Genomic DNA, 15,426 nt, shown 5'->3' with positions numbered 1-15,426 from the left:
CGGCGCGCCGATGGCGCGCGTCGTCCTCACGACGTGGGGTTCCTACGGGGACCTCTTCCCCATCGTGGGCCTGGCCCTCGAGCTGAAGCGCCGCGGCCACGATGCCACCGTCGCCACCTGCGCGTTCTACGGCGAGCTCGTCACGGGCCTCGGGCTCGGCTTCCATCCCGTTCCGCCGGACATCGACCCCAGCGACCGGCAGATGTTCGAGTGGCTGCTGGATGCGCGCCGCGGCCCCGACCGCTTGCTGCGCGGGCTCCTGGCGCCGGCGATCGAGGAGAGCTACGCGGCGACGGAAGCCGCGGCGCGAGGAGCCGATCTCATCGTCTCGCATCCCGTCACGTTCGCCGCGCCGCTCGTCGCGCGGAAGCTCGGCATTCCGTTCGTGTCGACGGTGCTCGCCCCGATCTTGTTCTTCTCGCGCTACGACTTCCCGGTGTTGCCCGGCATTCCCGGAGCCGTCTTCCTGAAGGAGCGCGGGCCTTTCGTCTGCGGCATCCTGCGCTCGCTGGTGCGCGCGATCTCTCGGCATGGCATGGCGCCCGTCGACCGGTTGCGCGATCGGCTCGGATTGCCCGACGCGGGCCATCCATTGTTCGAAGGGCAGTTCTCGCCGCTGGGCACGCTCGCGCTCTTTCCGACGGTGCTCGCCGAGCCGCAACCGGACTGGCCCGTGAATGTCGTGCGCACCGGGTTCGTGTCCTACAACGGTCCGGACCCGATGCCGCAGCCGCTGCTGGATTTCCTCGACGCGGGACCGCCGCCGGTCACGTTCACCCTGGGCACGTCCGCCGTCGGAGCTCCCGGGGATTTCTTCCGCGAAGCGGCCGCCGCGTGCGTCGAAGTGGGCTGCCGGGGTGTTTTGCTTGTAGGACGCCTGCCGGGGAACGAACGGCCGCCCGCGCCGGCCGAAGGAGTGATGGCCATCGACTACGCACCGCATGCCGCGCTCTTCCCGCGATCGGCCGTGATCGTCCACCAGGCGGGCATGGGCACCACGAGCCAGGCGCTACGCGCGGGCAAGCCCCAGTTGATCGTGCCGCATGCCCACGACCAGCCGGACAACGCGTATCGTGTCAACCAGATGGGTGTGGCGCGCGTTTGCTCGCCAACACGCTTTCGATCGGCGCGGGTGGCGTCGCACCTGCGCGATCTGCTCGCCGAGGGACCCCACCGCATCCGTGCCGAGGCCCTCGCCCGTACAGTGAAGATGGACCGCGGTGCCGAAGCCGCGGTCGACAAACTCGAGGAAGTCCTTCGCAACCGGAAGGAGACACCATGAAGATCATCAATGCCGTCCTGATTTCCGCCACAGCGCTCGCGCTGGCCCTGTTCGCTCCCCCGCCGGCTGAAGCCGCACGCGGAGGCGGCGGTGGTGGCGGCGGCGGTGGCGGTGGCCATGGCGGCGGTGGCGGCGGTGGTGGTCATGGCGGTGGTGGCGGCGGCGGCTGGCACGGCGGTGGCGGAGGCCACGGCGGCTGGAACGGCGGCGGCTATCGCGGCGGGTATTACCGCGGCGGCTACTACGGCGGACGCTACGGATACGGTTACGGCGGCTACTACCGGCCGTACTGGGGCTTCTACGCCGCGGCGCCGTTCCTCTGGGGCGCCTCGTACTATTGGGGCTATCCGTACTACTACGGTGCCTACGGCTACGGTTATCCGGCCCCGGCCTATTACGCACCGCCGGTGTACGACAGCGGCGCAGTCTCCGCGGCGCCGGCAACCGACTTGGGCCCGCCCGCGGATGTGAGCGGTGCCGTGGGCCCGGGCGCGCCGCAGCAAGGCCCGCTGTACCTCAATTACTGCGCGTCGGCGAAATCCTATTTCCCGAAGGTGCAGTCGTGCCCCGAAGGCTGGCAGTTCATCCAGCCGCAGTACCAGCAGCCCCAGAACCGGAACTGAAGAACGCCTCGACGTCCGCAATGGCGCGCGTCCGCTTGAACGGCGGCAATGCGCGCCAGATGCGCCGGCCGTAGGGCTTCCCCGTCAGGCGGGGATCGCAGATCATCAGCACGCCGCGGTCCGATTCGTCGCGGATCAACCGCCCCGCTCCCTGCTTGAGCGAGATCACCGCCCTCGGTACCTGGTAGTCCATGAACGCGTTGCCGCCCGAGCGGTTGATGCGGTCGATGCACGCGGCGAGCACCGGATCATCCGGCGGGTTGAACGGCAGGCGGTCGATCACCACGACCGAGAGCTGCTCGCCCTTCACGTCCACGCCCTCCCAGAACGATTGCGAGCCCACGAGGATGGCGTTGGGCGAGATGCGGAAGCGCTCCAGGAGCTCGTTCTTCGCGGCACTGCCCTGCAGCAGCACCGGCCACTCCAGCCCCTCCTGCTCGAGCTTCGCCTTCAGCCGGTCGCAGCCGCGCTCCATGGCGCGCAAGCTGGTGAAGAGCAGGAAGGCATGGCCGCCGCTCGCGCGCACCACCGGCCAGGCCGCTTCGATCACCGCATCGGTGTAACCCTCCGAGTTCGGGTCGGGCATGTTCTCCGGCGAGTAGAGCAGCGCTTGCGCTTCGTAGTCGAACGGGCTGGGCCAGCTGGCACTCTCGGCCTGCCCGAGCCCCATCTCGGCCTGGTAGTGCGAGAAATCGCCGCCGACGGAGAGCGTGGCGGAGGTGAAGATCCACGCGCGCTTGGAGCCTTCCACCTGCGCGCGGAAGATCGCGCCCACGTCGAGCGGCGTGATGTAGAGGACGGCGGAGTTGGCGTAGGCCTCGATCCAGCGCACGGCGTCCGGCGCGGATTCCTCGCGCTCGCGGCCATCGGCCTCGCGCCACTCGAGGATGCGGCCGCGGAAGGTCTCGGCGCGGATGCGCGCGTTCTTGAGCTCCTCGGCCCGCTCTTCCTGCGCCTTCAAGCCAACGGCCAGCTCCGAGAGCTTCTCGCCCAGCGCATCGAGCGATTTGTCGAAGTCGGCGCGGTTACGCAGCGACGCGAGCGGCGTGCGCCCGGCCACTTTGCCGAGCGAGATGCGCACGTCCTTTGCCGCGCGGTCGACGGCCGTGGCCGCATCCTGGAGCGCGGGGGATTCCTTCGCGTGCGCGGCGGCGGCGATCTTCGCGTCGCGCGCGAGCTCGACCGCCTGCGCGGTGGCGAGCGCTTCGCCGAAGAAGAGGCGCGCGAGATCCGGGAGGTGGTGCGCCTCGTCGAACACGACCGTGTCCGCGTTCGGCAGCAGGTCGGCCATGCCTTCGTCGCGCAGCACCACGTCCGCGAAGAACAAGTGGTGGTTCACGACGACGACGTCGGCCTCGCTGGCGCGCTTGCGGGCCTTCATCACGAAGCATTCCTTGTAATCGCCGCAGCCCGAGCCGAGGCAGTTCTCGCGCGTGGAGGTCGCGCGGACCCAGGCGCCCGAGGTCTCGGGGACATCGAGGCATTCCGACTTGTCGCCCGTCATCGTGGACTTGGCGAAGCGCTTGATGCGGTGGATGTGCGCCGCTTCATCGCGCGAGCCGAACTGGCCCTCCTCCGCCGCGATGCCGAGGTGATGGATGCACACGTAGTTGGCGCGGCCCTTGAGCAGGGCCAGGTCCACCGGCACGCCCAGCGCGGCACGGACTTTCGGGAGATCGCGGTGGAAGAGCTGGTCCTGGAGCGTGCGCGTGCCGGTGGAGACGATCACCTTCTGCCCGGCGAGCAATGCGGGGACGAGGTAGGCGAAGGTCTTGCCGGTGCCCGTGCCCGCCTCGGCGATGAGGACGCCGCGCTGTTCGATGGCCTGCAGCACCGCGCGAGCGAACTCCACTTGCTGGGGACGCTGGCGAAAGCCCGGGACGCTGCGCTCGAGCTCGCCGCCGGGCCCGAAGTAACGCTCGATCGCGATCGGCGTGCTCACGAGCGCCCGAAGACGATGCGCTCCCGCGACATCAACGTGGAGATGGCCGCGACGCAGAGCCCGGCCGCCAGCAGGGCCACGCCCGCGGTGAGCAGCCAGTCCAGCGGCGCGATGGCTTCCCCGCGCAGCACGCGCGTGAAGATCATCTGCTGGCCGAGGACGGGAACGGCGAGCTGCCACGTGGAATCCTTGAGGCCGGCGAACATCGCCGCCACGGGCACGAAGGACACCAGGCTCACGAAGTAGCTGGTGTACGTCTGCGCCTCGCGGAACGAGCGGCCGTAGGTGGCCACGAGCATGAGGAAGGCCGCGGTGGCTCCCGCGAGCGGAATCACGAAGGCCATGAAGATGGCGAGCTCGGGCCAGCCGAACTGGAGGAGCGTCGCGAGCTTCTTGCCGGTGAGCAGCGTCGCGGCGAACACGAAGCTCGCGAGCGTGAGCAGCGCCACGGTGGAGCCCGCGGTCCAGGCCGCGAGCCATTTGCCCAGCACGATCTCGCGCGCGGGCACCGGGTTGCCGAGCAGCGGCTCCAGCGACCCGCGCTCGCGCTCGCCGGCCGTGGCGTCGATCGACATGGAGAGCGAGCCCAGGATCGGCGCCAGGATGGCGAAGAGCGGGATCACGAAGAACAGGAACGCACCTTTCTGCCTCGCGGTGGCGGTGTTGACGTGCTCCACCTTCACCGTCTCGATGAGATTGGGGCTTACCCCCCGCGCGATGAGCCGGAGCGTGCCCGTTTCGCGGTTGAAGCCTCGAAGGAGCCTTTCGGCCTGGGCGATGGAGGGCTGGGATTCGGCGCGCGAGTCGTCGTAGACGAGCTCGACGGGGCTGTCGTCGCCCGCGAGGAAACGTTCGTAGAAATCCGGCCGGATAACGATGACCGCATCGAGGCTGCCTTCCTTCACGCGCGCCTCGTAGTCCGCAGGCGCCTTTTCGATTTCAACGTCCACGCGCTTCAGGTAGTTGACAAGCGGGGGGGCGAACTCCTCCCCCACCATGCGCACCTTGCGGGCTTCGGTCTTCTTGTCGAGGCTGGAGACGAACTGCGCCATCAGCAGCATCGACAGCGGGCCGGTGACGATCGAGACGAACACGATCATCAGCAGCGTCCTGCGGTCGCGCACCGCGTCGCGCAGCTCCTTCGCGTAGACCACGAGCGTGCGGTTCATGCCTCGGCCGCCTCGGCGCCGGCGAGCTTCACGAACGCGTCTTCGAGGCTGGTGCATCCGCTGGCTTCGCGGATCGCCTCGGGCGGGCCAACGGCTACCACCGCTCCGTGGGCAAGGATCACGATCTCGTCGCACAGCGCCGAGACCTCCTGCATGACGTGACTGGAGAAGAGGACGCACTTTCCTTCTTCACGCAGCCGCCGCACCACCTCGCGCAGCGACCGCGTCGTCATCACGTCCAGCCCGTTGGTCGGCTCGTCGAGGACGACGTTGCGCGGGTCATGGACGAGTGCGCGCGCGATGGCCACCTTCATCCGCTCGCCCTGGGAGAAGCCGTCGGTGCGACGGTCGAGCAGCGCTTCCATGTCGAGCCACTGCGCGAGCTTCGCGATCGAGCTCGCGATCGCCGGCGACGTCATGCCGCGAAGCCGCCCGTAGTACGCGATATTCTCGCGCGCGGTGAGGCGCATGTAGAGGCCGCGCGCATCCGAGAGGAGTCCCAGCTTGGCGCGCACTCCGAGCGGATCGGTTCCGGTCTCGACGCCATCGACCATCGCGCGGCCCGTCGTCGGCTGCACCAGCGTGGAGATCATGCGCAGCGTCGTGGTCTTGCCCGCGCCGTTCGGACCCAGGAGCCCCGTGATGCGCCCGTCGGGCGCCTCGAAGGTGACGCCCTTCACCGCCTCGATCTCGGCGAAGCGCTTCGAGAGGTTCTCGACACGGATCACAGCGGCGCTCCCGGCGGCTTCACGCCCAGCGGCATGAGGAAGAGCGGACGCGGAATGCGCTCGAGGCACTTGCCGTCGAGGCCCTCGGCATCGCCCTTGCGGATGAATCCCTCGAGCAGCTTGGGCGCGCAGCCATGCAGGCTCACGCCGTGCGCGAGGTTCGTGGCGACGAAATGCTTCGACTTCGGCAGCCACGAAGCGACGAGCTCGCCGTGGCGTGGTGGCGTGGCCGGATCGATGCCGCCGGAAAGGATCAGCGCGGGTACGTTCGCCCTGACCGGCTCGTAGTAGTCGGCCGGCACGGTTCCCTTGGGCCAGATCGCGCAGGCGCGCATGAAGTCGTCCACCAGCGCGCGGCCGAAGAAGGACTTCGACAGCCCCGCGAGGTCCGCGGGCGAGATGCGCGGCACGTCCTCGGCGCAAATCACGGAGAGGTGCATGCCGAGCGAGAAGTTCTCGCTCATCTCGTCGGCGAGCTCGAAGTTCTGCGCGAGGAGCGGATTGAAGTCGCCGCGCGAGGCGGCGGTGATGGCGAACGGCAGCAGGCTCGCCAGCTCCGGCAGGTAGAGCGGGCGGAAGAGGCCGGAGAGCAGCACGTTCTCGGTCACCGTGACGGTCTCGTAGTCGCCGGTCAGCGGATCCGAGATCGCGGCGCGCACGGGCCGGCGCGCAAGGCTCGAGCGCAGGGCCGAGAGCGTCTCGCGAAGCTTCGGGTACGAGCTCGCGCAGAGCGCGTCCGTGACGCACGAGTTGAGCAGCCGCTCGAGCGCCGCGTCGCCATCGGCGACGAACGACAGCGGCAGCTTCATCGTCGCCGGCGCCACGCCGTCGAGCGAGATCGTGCGGACGTGATCGGGATAGCGCCGCAGGTATTCGAGCGCGGCTCGCGTGCCGTACGAGCCGCCCCAGAGGTTCAGCTTCGCGTAGCCGAGGCCGTCGCGGATCTCGTCGAAGTCGGCCATCGCGACGGTCGTCGTGTATTGGCGCGGGTCGGCGTCGAGCTTGTCGAGGCACTCCTTCACCAGCTTCGAGGGGATGGAGTCTTCGAACAGCGCCTGGACCGGTTGGTCGCCGCTGCAGTCGAGCGGATTGGAGCTGCCGGTGCCGCGCTGGTCGATGAAGACGATGTCGCGCGAATCGTTCAGCTTCGCGAAGAGCGGCAGCACCTGCGCGGCGAGCGCGATGGCGCCCTGCCCCGGGCCGCCCGCGAAGACGACGATCGGATCGGGCTCCTTCGCGCGCAGCTTGGCCGGAACGACCGCGACCTTCACCTTGATGCGCCGGCCCGTTTTCGAGGCCCGGTCTTCCCACGCGTCGAGCGTGGCGCAGCGCGCCTCCGTCTCCACGCCCGGCAGGCGGCAGGCCGTCAGCGCAAGCTTCGATTCGGGGGTTTTCGGGGGTTCGCAGCCGCCGAGCAGCAGCGCGAGGAAGGCAACCAGTGCGACTCTCATGTCGGTGGGCATCGTACCATTCCGGCATGGATCCCAAGTTCCCGAAACTCGATCCCGCCGGCGCGGCTTTCTGGGACGTTCGCTACCGCGAGTCGTTCACGCCGTGGGATGCGGGCCAGGTGCCGCGGCAGCTCCGGGAGCTCATTGCGTCGACGCCCGCCCCCGGACGCGTCCTCGTTCCCGGCTGTGGCTCGGGCCACGACGTGCGCGCGTTCTGCGAAGCGGGCTGGGACGTGGACGGCATCGACTTCAGCGCGGCGGCCCTCGAGGCGGCGCAACCGGTGCTGGGCCCCTGCGCCAGCAAGGCGCGGCTGGCGGACTTCTTCGGCGAGAGCGTCGCCGGGCCCTACGCATTGGTCTACGAGCGCGCCTTCCTCTGCGCGCTGCCGCGGAGCCTCTGGCGCCTGTGGGCCGCCCGCGTCGGCGAGATCGTGCCGCGCGGCGGTTTCCTCACGGGCTATTTCTATGTCGAGCCGGGCAAGGAGCGCGGCCCGCCCTTCCCGCTCGCGTCTCGGGATGAGCTGCAGGACCTCATCGGCCACGCGTTCGTGCGCGTCGAGGACTCGGACGTTCCGGATTCCATCGACGTCTTCGCGGGCAAGGAACGCTGGCAGGCCTGGCAACGAAATTAATTGGGGTCAGACTCCCATTTCGAAATGGGAGTCTGACCCCCATTAATTCCCGTCGCCGGAGAGCAGCACCGAGGCGGGATAGGCGTTGGCGTGCCGTTCGTCGATGTGGATCGCGCTCGAGGTCTGCATGAGAGCCGCGCGCGTCGCGAGCTTGGCGGTCAGCAGCACGTCGTGGCGCGACTCGAAGAGACCCGGGAGCACCGGCAGCAAGCCGATGGCGAGCTTGGGCAGCGGCCGCACCTGCTCGCGCCCGTCGCGGCCGTGGAGGACGAAGTAGCCGCGGTCCACGACCTCGGCCGAAGCCTGCGCGGCCACTAGCGCGGGAAATTGGGACAGGACGCGCTCGGCCCGCGTGCGCCAATCGAGGCTTTGCATGAGCACGACGAATCGCCCGCCCGCGACGTGGCCGACGAAATCCAGCCCGCGCTCGCAGGCTGCCTCGAGTGCGCGCGCCACCGCGTGGATCAGCGCATCGCCCTGCGTGAAGCCCGAGCCATCGTTCAGCCCGCGCATGCGGTCGATCTCGACGAACCACGCGACGAACGGCACCTCCTTCGCGAGGAGGCGCTCGGCGTGCGCGTTGATCGGCACCTGCCCGGGCAACAGCGTGAGCGGGCTCGTGTAGCGCGCGGCGAGGACCTGGGCCTCCTGGAGGGCGCGCATCACGTCCTGCCCGCGGCCCATGCCGCGATAGCGCCCGCGCGTGGTGACGATGAAGCCGTCGGAGAAGCGCTGCGCGTCGGATTCGACGAGGATCGCCGCCAGCGCCGCGAGTTCGAGATCGCCCTCGACGCGGATCGGCGCGGGGTCCATGAAGTCCGAGCACGGGCGCGCGCGAAGCCGATCGCCGTCGGTGACGCCCGCGTGCACCAGCCAGCTGCTCGAGACCACGCCCTGGATTCCCTCGTTTCCCAGCACCGGGATTGCGCTGAGATGCGGTGACGCAGCGAAGCGATCGAGCAGCGCGCCGAGCGGCCGCGAAGGCGCCTCCGCATCGACCGCGAACAGGAAGCGCTCCGCCGTCACCTCCGACTGCGCCTGGAATCGCGCCGAGGGCACCACCGGGATGCGCGGGTCGATGCTCGCGCGCGCGAGCTCCGGCTCCATCTCGCTCGTCGGATCCGCCGAGGGGCGGCCGATGAAGTAGCCCTGAGCGCACGCGATGCCGATGTCCTTCACGACGCGGAAGTCCTCGCTGCCCTCGATGCCCTCGGCAATGACCTGGGCACCGCAGTGCTCCGCAATCTGCTGGATGGCGCGCAGGAACTGCGCCTTCACCGGATCGCGCGCGACGCCGGAGACGAAGTGCTTGTCGGCCTTGACGAACTCGGGCTTCAGCTCCGACCAGAGGCGCAGGCTCGCGAAACCCTCGCCGAGGTCATCGATCGCGACGCGAAGGCCCATCGCGCGATAGAGCTGCAGGGCCTCGCGCACCTGGCGGAAGTCCGAGGCCGGATAGTCCTCGGTGAGCTCGATCACGACCCGCTCCGGTTCGAGTCCGAGCGAGCTCATGAACCGGCGCGCCCGCTCCTGGATGAAGCCGGAGCGCTCGATCAGTTGCGGCGACGCGTTGAGGAAGAGCAACCCGGGAAGCGCTTTGCGCGAGAAGGCGCGCAGCACTTCCTGGATGCAGACGATGTTGAGCTCGACGCTGCGGCCCTCGGCGGTGGCCGCGGCGAAGAGGTCGCCCGGGGACTCCACCAGCGAGCCTTCCGGGCCGCGCACCAGCGCCTCGTGACCGACGATCGCTCCCTCGCGGAAGCCGAAGATCGGCTGGAAGACGATCGCGAGCTCCCTTCCCGCCAGCACCTGCCCGAGCTGGCGGGACATCTCCCGCGAGAGGTGGCTGCCGATCTCTTTCGTGTCAGGCCACGCCGTTCTGCTTGAACCACGCGAGCAGCTTCGACCAGCCGTCCTTCGCATCCTTCTCGCGATACGACGGGCGATAGTCGGCGTGGAAGGCGTGGGGGGAATCGGGATACACGACGAACTCCGCCTTCTTGCCGGCCGCGGCCAGGGCGGCCTTGAACTTCATGACGCCTTCGACCGGAATGCCCGCGTCCTGCCCGCCGTAGAGGCCGAGCACCGGAGCGTTGATGGAGGTGACGACATCCATCGGGTTCTTCGGCTGCAGCTCAGTGCCCGCGCCCTCGACGCGGCCGTACCAGGCGACGCCGGCCTTCAACTTCGGGTTATGCGCGGCGTAGAGCCACGTGATGCGCCCGCCCCAGCAGAAGCCGGTGATCGCGAGCTTGTTCGGGTCTCCGCCGTTCTTCGCGGCCCAGGCGGCGGAATCGTCGAGATCGCCCATCACCTGCGCGTCGGGCACCTGCGCCACGACCTTGCGGATGTCGTCCATGCCCTTGCCCGCGACGTCGCCCTGGCGCGCATAGAGCTCCGGCGCGATCGCGAGGTATCCCAGCTTCGCGAAGCGGCGGCACACGTCCTTGATGTGCTCGTGCACGCCGAAGATCTCCTGCACCACGAGGACCGTCGGCAAATTCTTCCCGTTGGCGGGCATGGCGCGGTAGGCCGGCATGTCCCCACCCTTCGCGGGGATTTTCACCTCGCCGGCGGTGAGGCCCGCGGTGTCGGTGGTGATCTGCGTCTGGGCGGACACGGGCTGCACGGCGGCGGCGAAGCCGGTGGCGAGCGTGGTCATGACGAATTCCCTGCGGTTGAATTTCGTAGGCTGGAAGTTGATGAAGTCGGGGTCGCGCACGGGGTCTCCTCGGTTTGGATTCTCGATGCTGTCAACCATTATAGGCACCGGAAATTCCCCAAAATAAAAAAGGCGCCTTGCGGCGCCTTTTGTTCCTACATGCGAATCGCGATGGGTCGCGTCACTCGCCGTAGAGCTTCTGCTTCATCTCGCGGCGTTCCTGCGCCTCGATGGTGAGCGTGGCCGTCGGACGCGCGATCAGGCGCGGCAGGCCGATGGGCTCGCCCGTCTCCTCGCAGTAGCCGTAGCTGCCGTCGTCGATGCGGCCCAGGGCCTGGTCGATCTTCTTCAGGAGCTTGCGCTCGCGGTCACGGGTGCGAAGCTCGAGCGCGTGCTCTTCCTCGAGCGTGGCGCGGTCGGCGGGATCGGGTGCGAAGGAAAGCTCGCGAAGGTGCTCGGTGGTGGCACCGGCGTTCTCGCGCATCTGGGTCTGGAGCTCGATCAACTTCTCGCGGAAGAACTTGAGCTGCGCCGCGTTCATGTAGTCCGCCTTGGGCATCTTGAGGACTTCTGCCTCGGTCGGAATCTTGGTCTTGCTGGCCATTTCGCCTCGCTTTTGTTTCGCGCTTCTGACTCGATTGACCCGCGCTGTTCGCGGGGTCCGAAAAGCCGGCTAGTTTAGCCCACGGGACCCCCGTTATCAAACAGGAAAATCCCTACAAAAAAGGGATCGGTCACGCCTCCGCAACAATGGCCGCAACAGGCTGTTTTCATTGGACCTTTGGGGGGTGCACGGTACACTTCGCCATGCCTCCCGGCCTGTTGTCCCACCCCCACCGCCGCTGGACCGTTGCCGCGCTGGCGATCGGCGCCCTGCTCGCGCTTCCGATCGGCGTCGTCGCGATGAACCTGTTTACGCCGGGCGGCGAGGCCTGGACGCACCTCGCTTCGACCGTCCTGCCCCGTTACGTTCGCACCACGCTGGCACTCCTGGCCGGCGTGCTGGTCGGCGTGGTCGTCGTCGGCGTCGCGAGTGCGTGGCTCGTCGCGGCCTGCGAATTCCCGGGGCGGCGCATCCTTGAATGGGCCCTGCTCCTGCCGCTCGCCATGCCCGCTTATGTGATGGCGTACGCGTACACGGACTTCCTGCAGTTCGCGGGGCCCGTGCAAACGATGCTCCGCACGACGTTCGGATGGAGCGCCGGCGACTACTTTTTTCCGGATGTGCGCTCGCTGGGCGGTGCGATCGCCATGTTCGTGTGCGTGCTCTATCCCTACGTGTACCTGCTGGCGCGCGTCGCGTTCATCGAGCAGTCGCCGAGCCTCGCCGAGGCGGGCCGCACGCTCGGGCTCTCCGCGTGGTCGACGTTCTTCCGCGTGAGCCTGCCGATGGCGCGCCCGGCGATCGCGGCGGGAGCGTCGCTCGCGTTGATGGAGACGCTCGCGGATTTCGGCACCGTGTCGTACTTCGGCGTGCAGACGTTCACGACCGGCATCTTCCGCGCGTGGCTGTCGATGGGAGAACCGGCCTCGGCCGCGAAGCTGGCCGCGATCCTGCTCGCGTTCGTCTTCGCGATCGTGGCGCTCGAGCGCTGGGCGCGGCAGCGCGCGCGCTTCCACGAGCTCGCCGGAACCGGGCGGCGCGAACGCGTGCTGCTGCGCGGATGGCGCGCCGCCGCCGCGAGCGTGGCCTGCGGGCTGCCGCTGGCGGTGGGCTTCCTGCTGCCGGCGTTGCTGCTCGTGAAGATGAGCCTCGGGGGCGGCGACCAGGCTTTCGGCGAGCGCTTCGCGCGGCTGGCCGTGAACAGCGTGACGCTCGCCGCGGTGACGGCGGCGGCCGCGGTCGCGCTGGCGCTCTTCCTCGCCTACGCCGCGCGCATCACGCGCAGCCCCGTGAGCGCGTTCGTGAACCGCGTTGCCGGCCTGGGCTATGCCATCCCGGGAGCGGTGATCGCGATCGGCGTGCTGATTCCCGCGGCACGCCTCGACAACTTCATCGCGGATGCGGCGCAGGCCACGTTCGGCTGGTCGATGGGCCTGCTCTTCACCGGCGGGATCGTGGCGCTGGTCTACGCGTACCTCATCCGCTTCCTCGCGGTCGCACTGCAGACGGTCGAGGCGGGCTTGGCGCAAGTAACGCCGAGCATGGAGGACGCCGCGCGCTCGCTGGGACTGGGCGCTTCCGAGACGCTGGCCCGCGTGCACGCGCCGATCCTGCGTTCCTCGCTCGTCACGGCGGCGCTGCTGGTCTTCGTGGACGTGATGAAGGAGCTGCCGGCGACTTTCGTGATGCGGCCGTTCAACTTCGACACGCTGGCGGTGCAGGCCTACAACCTCGCGGCCGACGAGCGGCTCGCCGAGGCATCGACGGCGTCGCTCGCGATCGTGGCGGTGGGATTGGTGCCGCTGGTGCTTGCGTCGCGCCGGCTGGTGCGGCGCGAGGAGAAGGCGCGCGGAGCGTTCCCGACCCGCGCCGTGCAGGCCTAGCGCGTGCGGCCGCCCGATTGCGGGTTCACGGGCGGCGGGGCGCGATCGCGGTCGCGCTCGTAGTCTTCCTTGCTCACCGTGGTGGACGACGGATCGCGCGTGGACTTGCTGGGGATGTTGCTCCCCGTCCGGTAGGTGGTCTCTTCCTTCGCCCCGCTGCCGGTGCTCGCCGTGTCGGCGGCGCAGCCCGCGAGCGCCAGGACCGCGAGCGAAACCCAAACTCTCTTCATGCCTTCAGCCTCCGTGGATGGACGCGACGATCATGACGGCGAACCGTGCCGCCTTCCTTACCGATCGTTACGTCCATCACGGATGCTTCACGACCCGCGTTACTTCCAGCCGGCCTTGTCGTAGGCCTGCTGCGCTGCCGCCTGGTTGCGGCCGAGCATCGACACGTTGAGGCTGTCCTTCTTGAACGCCGGCAGCGCGGCCAGCTCCTTGTTGTCCTTCACGGTGCCCACGACCGGGAACTCGTTGTTGCCGTTGGCGAAGTACGCCTGGGCCTCGGGGCTCGAGAGGTACTCGAGGAACTGCACGGCGGCTTCCGGATGCGGCGCGCTCCTCAGCATGCCGGCGCCCGAGATGTTCACGTGCGTGCCGCGATTGGACTGGTTCGGGAAGATCACGCCCACGCGCTCGGCCACGGCCTTCTCGTCGGGCTTGGTCGATTTGAGCAGGCGCACGTAGTAATACGTGTTGGAGACCGTCACGGCGCACTCGCCCGCGGCCACCGCCTTCAGCTGGTCGGTGTCGCCGCCCTTCGGGTCGCGCGCGAAGTTCGCGACGACGCCCTTGGCCCACTGCTCGCTCTTGTCCGCGCCGTCGTTGGCGATCATCGAGCCCATGAGCGAGAGGTTGTACATGTTCGAGCTGGAGCGCATGCAGACCTTGCCCTTCAGCTTCGGGCTCGCGAGGTCTTCGTAGTTCTGGATGTCCTTCGTGTCGACCATGCCCTTGGCGTAGAAGATCGGGCGCGCGCGCACCGAGAACGCGAACCACAGGCCGTCGGGATGGCGGAGCGACGCCGGGATGCGCTCGTCCAGCACCTTCGATTTCACCGGGGCGAGCAGGCCCATCTGCTCGGCTCTCCACAGGCGGCCCGCGTCGACCGTGACGAACACGTCCGCGGGGCTGCGCGTGCCTTCGTTCTTCAGGCGCTCGAGCAGCGCGTCCTCGCCCGCTTCGATGCGGTTGATCTTGATGCCGGTCTGCTTCGTGAAGTTCTCGTAGAGCGCTTCGTCGGTCTGGTAGTGGCGCGACGAGTAAAGGTTGAGAACTTTCTCCTGGCTTGCAACGGGCCCGGCGGCCATCAGGGCAAGGAGGGAAATCGCGAGCTTTTTCATGGGCTTGGAGTTTTCGGACGGGTGGGAAAGCGGACGTCGAGAATAATGCGAATTGTTCTCATTAGTCAATTCACGTTATAGAATCGACGCATGCCGTTCGCGCTCGACGTCGAGTCGATCTCCTTCTCGTACCCCGGTTCAGGACCTGTCGCCGACGGCTTCACGCTGCGGCTCGAGGACGGCGAGATCGGCTGCCTGCTCGGGCCGAGCGGCTGCGGCAAGACGACCGTGCTGCGATGCGTCGCCGGGCTGGAGGCGATCGACGCCGGCGAGATCCGCCTGCACGGCGCCGTCGTGAGCCGCCCGGGCATGACGCAGGCGCCGGAGACGCGCCGCGTGGGCGTCGTCTTCCAGGACTACGCGCTCTTCCCGCACCTCACCGTCGAGGGCAACGTCGCATTCGGCTTGCGCGGCGCGGCCAAGGCTTCGCGGGCCGAGCGCGTGCGCGAGCTGCTCGCGGCGATCGGACTCGAAGCGTGGGCGACGCGCTATCCGCATGAGCTTTCCGGCGGCCAGAAGCAACGCGTGGCACTCGCGCGCGCCCTTGCCCCGCGTCCGCAGCTGTTGTTGCTGGACGAGCCCTTCTCCAACCTCGACGTCGATCTCCGCGAGCGCCTCTCGCTCGAGGTGCGCTCGATCCTCAAGGCCCAGGGCATGACGGCGCTCCTGGTCACGCACGACCAGCACGAGGCCTTCGCGATGGCCGATGCGGTCGGCGTCATGCGCCGCGGCCGCGTCGAGCAATGGGACACCGCGTACAACCTCTATCACCGGCCGGCGACGCGCTTCGTCGCGGACTTCGTCGGCGAGGGCGTGCTGGTGGACAGCGAGGTCGACGGCCAGCCCGTCTCGCAGCTCCTGCGGCCGGACGACGTGCTGCACGACGACGAGAGCCCGGTGAAGGGCGAAGTCCTGAAGAAGGCCTTCCGCGGCGCCGAGTTCCTCTACACGCTGCGCCTGGACGACGGCAAGCAGGTCCTCTCGCTGGTGCCCTCGCACCACAACCACGCGATCGGCGAGCGCATCGGCGTGAAGCTCGACGTGGACCACGTCGTCGCCTTCCCGCGCCTCTCGGGCTCCGACGACTGAACAAATAGGGTCAGACCC

At 68.6% G+C, this 15,426-nt stretch carries 14 protein-coding genes; 5 read left to right on the top strand and 9 right to left on the bottom strand.

The window, feature by feature from the left end; all coding sequences use genetic code 11:
- Positions 1–10: 10 nt before the first annotated feature.
- Both DSM104443_RS09920 and DSM104443_RS21785 read left to right on the top strand, forming a co-directional pair.
- Positions 11–1,282, top strand: coding sequence for a glycosyltransferase (locus DSM104443_RS09920; RefSeq protein WP_171091765.1), 1,272 nt, complete (start codon positions 11–13; stop codon positions 1,280–1,282).
- A complete protein-coding gene (locus DSM104443_RS21785; protein ID WP_212757246.1) occupies positions 1,279–1,905 on the top strand; it encodes a hypothetical protein in 627 nt (208 codons plus the stop codon). Before DSM104443_RS09920 ends, DSM104443_RS21785 begins: the two co-directional genes overlap by 4 nt.
- On the opposite strand, the gene yoaA is transcribed toward DSM104443_RS21785, so the two are convergent.
- From yoaA to DSM104443_RS09895, 4 genes are read right to left on the bottom strand one after another with little or no spacing between them, the layout of a single operon-like run.
- Positions 1,865–3,847, bottom strand: a complete 1,983-nt coding sequence (gene yoaA / locus DSM104443_RS09910) for a DNA repair helicase YoaA (protein ID WP_246232805.1) — start codon at positions 3,845–3,847, stop codon at positions 1,865–1,867. The two genes, DSM104443_RS21785 and yoaA, sit on opposite strands and share 41 nt — an antisense overlap.
- Positions 3,844–5,016 (bottom strand): ABC transporter permease, encoded by a 1,173-nt coding sequence (locus DSM104443_RS09905; RefSeq protein WP_171091763.1) that lies wholly within the window; start codon positions 5,014–5,016, stop codon positions 3,844–3,846. The genes yoaA and DSM104443_RS09905 overlap by 4 nt, the downstream gene beginning before the upstream one ends.
- The gene (locus tag DSM104443_RS09900) at positions 5,013–5,744 is read right to left on the bottom strand and encodes an ABC transporter ATP-binding protein (protein WP_171091761.1); all 732 of its coding nucleotides are present in this window, start codon (positions 5,742–5,744) and stop codon (positions 5,013–5,015) included. The genes DSM104443_RS09905 and DSM104443_RS09900 overlap by 4 nt, the downstream gene beginning before the upstream one ends.
- Positions 5,741–7,195 carry an alpha/beta fold hydrolase gene (locus DSM104443_RS09895; protein WP_171091758.1) on the bottom strand — a complete coding sequence of 485 codons (1,455 nt, stop codon included), beginning with the start codon at positions 7,193–7,195 and terminating at the stop codon, positions 5,741–5,743. The genes DSM104443_RS09900 and DSM104443_RS09895 overlap by 4 nt, the downstream gene beginning before the upstream one ends.
- Before the next feature lie 26 nt (positions 7,196–7,221).
- Between DSM104443_RS09895 and DSM104443_RS09890 the strand changes: the two genes are divergently transcribed.
- Positions 7,222–7,827, top strand: coding sequence for a class I SAM-dependent methyltransferase (locus tag DSM104443_RS09890; protein WP_171091756.1), 606 nt, complete (start codon positions 7,222–7,224; stop codon positions 7,825–7,827).
- 42 nt (positions 7,828–7,869) lie between these two features.
- Here DSM104443_RS09890 and DSM104443_RS09885 read toward each other — a convergent pair whose 3' ends face one another.
- The 3 genes from DSM104443_RS09885 to dksA form a co-directional block, all read right to left on the bottom strand.
- Positions 7,870–9,657, bottom strand: a complete 1,788-nt coding sequence (locus tag DSM104443_RS09885; RefSeq protein ID WP_171091754.1) for a bifunctional diguanylate cyclase/phosphodiesterase — start codon at positions 9,655–9,657, stop codon at positions 7,870–7,872.
- Between the two features lie 34 nt (positions 9,658–9,691).
- Positions 9,692–10,549 (bottom strand): dienelactone hydrolase family protein, encoded by an 858-nt coding sequence (locus DSM104443_RS09880; RefSeq protein ID WP_246232802.1) that lies wholly within the window; start codon positions 10,547–10,549, stop codon positions 9,692–9,694.
- A gap of 121 nt (positions 10,550–10,670) precedes the next feature.
- The gene (gene dksA / locus DSM104443_RS09875) at positions 10,671–11,093 is read right to left on the bottom strand and encodes an RNA polymerase-binding protein DksA (protein WP_171091750.1); all 423 of its coding nucleotides are present in this window, start codon (positions 11,091–11,093) and stop codon (positions 10,671–10,673) included.
- Between the two features lie 203 nt (positions 11,094–11,296).
- On the opposite strand from dksA, the gene DSM104443_RS09870 reads away from it, so the two are divergent.
- Positions 11,297–12,976, top strand: a complete 1,680-nt coding sequence (locus tag DSM104443_RS09870) for an ABC transporter permease (RefSeq protein WP_171091748.1) — start codon at positions 11,297–11,299, stop codon at positions 12,974–12,976.
- Here DSM104443_RS09870 and DSM104443_RS09865 read toward each other — a convergent pair.
- Entirely contained in the window at positions 12,973–13,206 is a 234-nt protein-coding gene (locus tag DSM104443_RS09865; protein ID WP_171091747.1) for a hypothetical protein, read from the bottom strand. The two genes, DSM104443_RS09870 and DSM104443_RS09865, sit on opposite strands and share 4 nt — an antisense overlap.
- A 99-nt stretch (positions 13,207–13,305) precedes the next feature.
- Complete coding sequence (locus DSM104443_RS09860) at positions 13,306–14,319, bottom strand: Fe(3+) ABC transporter substrate-binding protein (RefSeq protein ID WP_171091745.1); 1,014 nt, start codon at positions 14,317–14,319, stop codon at positions 13,306–13,308.
- Positions 14,320–14,409: 90 nt separating this feature from the next.
- On the opposite strand from DSM104443_RS09860, the gene DSM104443_RS09855 reads away from it, so the two are divergent.
- The gene (locus DSM104443_RS09855; RefSeq protein ID WP_171091743.1) at positions 14,410–15,408 is read left to right on the top strand and encodes an ABC transporter ATP-binding protein; all 999 of its coding nucleotides are present in this window, start codon (positions 14,410–14,412) and stop codon (positions 15,406–15,408) included.
- Positions 15,409–15,426: the final 18 nt, after the last annotated feature.

Source organism: Usitatibacter rugosus, from assembly GCF_013003965.1.
In the GTDB taxonomy this organism is placed as follows: domain Bacteria; phylum Pseudomonadota; class Gammaproteobacteria; order Burkholderiales; family Usitatibacteraceae; genus Usitatibacter; species Usitatibacter rugosus.
Note: the sequence above shows the minus strand (reverse complement) of the source record. Positions and strands in the feature narration are given on the sequence as shown.

Coding starts and splice junctions, on each gene's coding strand:
- DSM104443_RS09920 (WP_171091765.1), top strand. CDS start 11: ATGGCGCGCGTCGTCCTCACGACGTGGGGTTCCTACGGGGACCTCTTC.
- DSM104443_RS21785 (WP_212757246.1), top strand. CDS start 1,279: ATGAAGATCATCAATGCCGTCCTGATTTCCGCCACAGCGCTCGCGCTG.
- DSM104443_RS09905 (WP_171091763.1), bottom strand. CDS start 5,016: ATGAACCGCACGCTCGTGGTCTACGCGAAGGAGCTGCGCGACGCGGTG.
- DSM104443_RS09895 (WP_171091758.1), bottom strand. CDS start 7,195: ATGAGAGTCGCACTGGTTGCCTTCCTCGCGCTGCTGCTCGGCGGCTGC.
- DSM104443_RS09890 (WP_171091756.1), top strand. CDS start 7,222: ATGGATCCCAAGTTCCCGAAACTCGATCCCGCCGGCGCGGCTTTCTGG.
- DSM104443_RS09885 (WP_171091754.1), bottom strand. CDS start 9,657: ATGTCCCGCCAGCTCGGGCAGGTGCTGGCGGGAAGGGAGCTCGCGATC.
- dksA (WP_171091750.1), bottom strand. CDS start 11,093: ATGGCCAGCAAGACCAAGATTCCGACCGAGGCAGAAGTCCTCAAGATG.
- DSM104443_RS09870 (WP_171091748.1), top strand. CDS start 11,297: ATGCCTCCCGGCCTGTTGTCCCACCCCCACCGCCGCTGGACCGTTGCC.
- DSM104443_RS09865 (WP_171091747.1), bottom strand. CDS start 13,206: ATGAAGAGAGTTTGGGTTTCGCTCGCGGTCCTGGCGCTCGCGGGCTGC.
- DSM104443_RS09860 (WP_171091745.1), bottom strand. CDS start 14,319: ATGAAAAAGCTCGCGATTTCCCTCCTTGCCCTGATGGCCGCCGGGCCC.
- DSM104443_RS09855 (WP_171091743.1), top strand. CDS start 14,410: ATGCCGTTCGCGCTCGACGTCGAGTCGATCTCCTTCTCGTACCCCGGT.